Genomic DNA, 1,400 nt, shown 5'->3' with positions numbered 1-1,400 from the left:
GGCATAGCGCAGCGATGATATCGAACTGCTTTTGGATATAGTGTCTGCGAAGCAGCGTAGACAAAAGTACGCCGCAGGCGTATTCGATATCATCGTGATTGTGTATGGTTAGTTGCGTGTTTAAGCAACTAATTTAGCAAATACAAACCGAATAGAAAATCCGCGAGACACGAGCACGTAGTGCGAACTGTGCGTAAGCAAATTTTCGTAAGTAGGCGAGTAATAGCAATGAATTATACACGGTGTTGGCAGTAGTTATTTAAATATTCTTTTGTCAAATGGAAAGTCAATAACATCAAATATTTTTATTTTCTTAAATTCTTTGTGATATGGATTTATTAGATAGTTATAATCTCCTTGAACTACCGCAGAAGGAACTTTCAAAACGCATATATCTATAGAGTCTATAAATTCATCTCCAATTTTCTGAGTATTAATATTTGGTGGATGATTATTCCAATTATCAGGAAGGTCTTTTAATTTTATCTCCTTTATTTTTATGTTGTCAGGAATGTCTATTTCAATCATAACATAATCACTTGGCAAAGTAGCAAGGGTTAAGTGTACTGCTACTTCTGCCATAGCTAATGCTCTGCTTTCGGCAGAATATATAATTTCAGTTCCTTTAGAGTTCCATCTGTTTCCTGATTTAGAAGCTCCTTTTCCGCTTAATTCTTTAGAATATTTTTTCTTTGATAATCTAAACACTTTCATTATGCGAAAATTCCTTGGTCAATGCGATTTAATTCACCCATCACTAATTCCTTTCCATAAGAGTCTTTTAAAAGCTCTGCTGGTTTTAAATTACCTAGGGCATAGGAAGGTGTATTAAGCCATAAATAAAATTGTTCTGTAGAATCAAATACTTCCTTTCCGAAATTTGTGACTTCTGCTAATTCAATTATTTTTTCTGTATGAATTGGCTTAAATAGATAATTGGCATCATTACGATGTCTTTGTAAGGTCTTTTTAGATAGGTTTAAATACTCAGCCCAATCATCCTCTGAAAATGGTGTAATTTCTTTTATTTTACTGAATAGGGTATAAGGCAAGCCTTGTCTTATTGCACGAATTATGAGCATTTTATTTTCGAAAAAATCCGAATATGTGATGTTTTTTGCTTTGACTTTTACTCGCGAAGATTTATCTATATTTCGAAAATAAACCTTAATTGCTTTATTGACAGCAGTTAAATCAGATGTATGTTCTTTTTGTTTTTCCGTAACCATATTATTGACATTTGTCTGTAAATATAAGACATTTGTCTGTGAATTCAAAATTTATGAGATTGTTTGTAATTACTGCCAACGCTGCGCTATGTGCAGTTGTCTGTTTTTTTGTGAAGATAATGAAAAATCGTGTTGATGATTTGCAATACTTATCCCACGTCATGCATTTTA

General features: G+C 32.9%; 2 protein-coding genes. Both read right to left on the bottom strand.

What is annotated here, in order from left to right:
• Nucleotides 1-255: 255 nt before the first annotated feature.
• A complete protein-coding gene (locus LBV24_RS14995; RefSeq protein WP_224479474.1) occupies nucleotides 256-714 on the bottom strand; it encodes an RES family NAD+ phosphorylase in 459 nt (152 codons plus the stop codon).
• Nucleotides 714-1,277 carry a type II RES/Xre toxin-antitoxin system antitoxin gene (gene parS, locus LBV24_RS14990; RefSeq protein ID WP_224479473.1) on the bottom strand — a complete coding sequence of 188 codons (564 nt, stop codon included), beginning with the start codon at nucleotides 1,275-1,277 and terminating at the stop codon, nucleotides 714-716. Before parS ends, LBV24_RS14995 begins: the two co-directional genes overlap by 1 nt.
• Nucleotides 1,278-1,400: the final 123 nt, after the last annotated feature.

Origin of the sequence: Winogradskyella vincentii (assembly GCF_020166345.1) — a bacterium.
GTDB lineage: Bacteria > Bacteroidota > Bacteroidia > Flavobacteriales > Flavobacteriaceae > Winogradskyella > Winogradskyella vincentii.
This window is presented reverse-complemented; position numbering and strand designations above follow the sequence as displayed.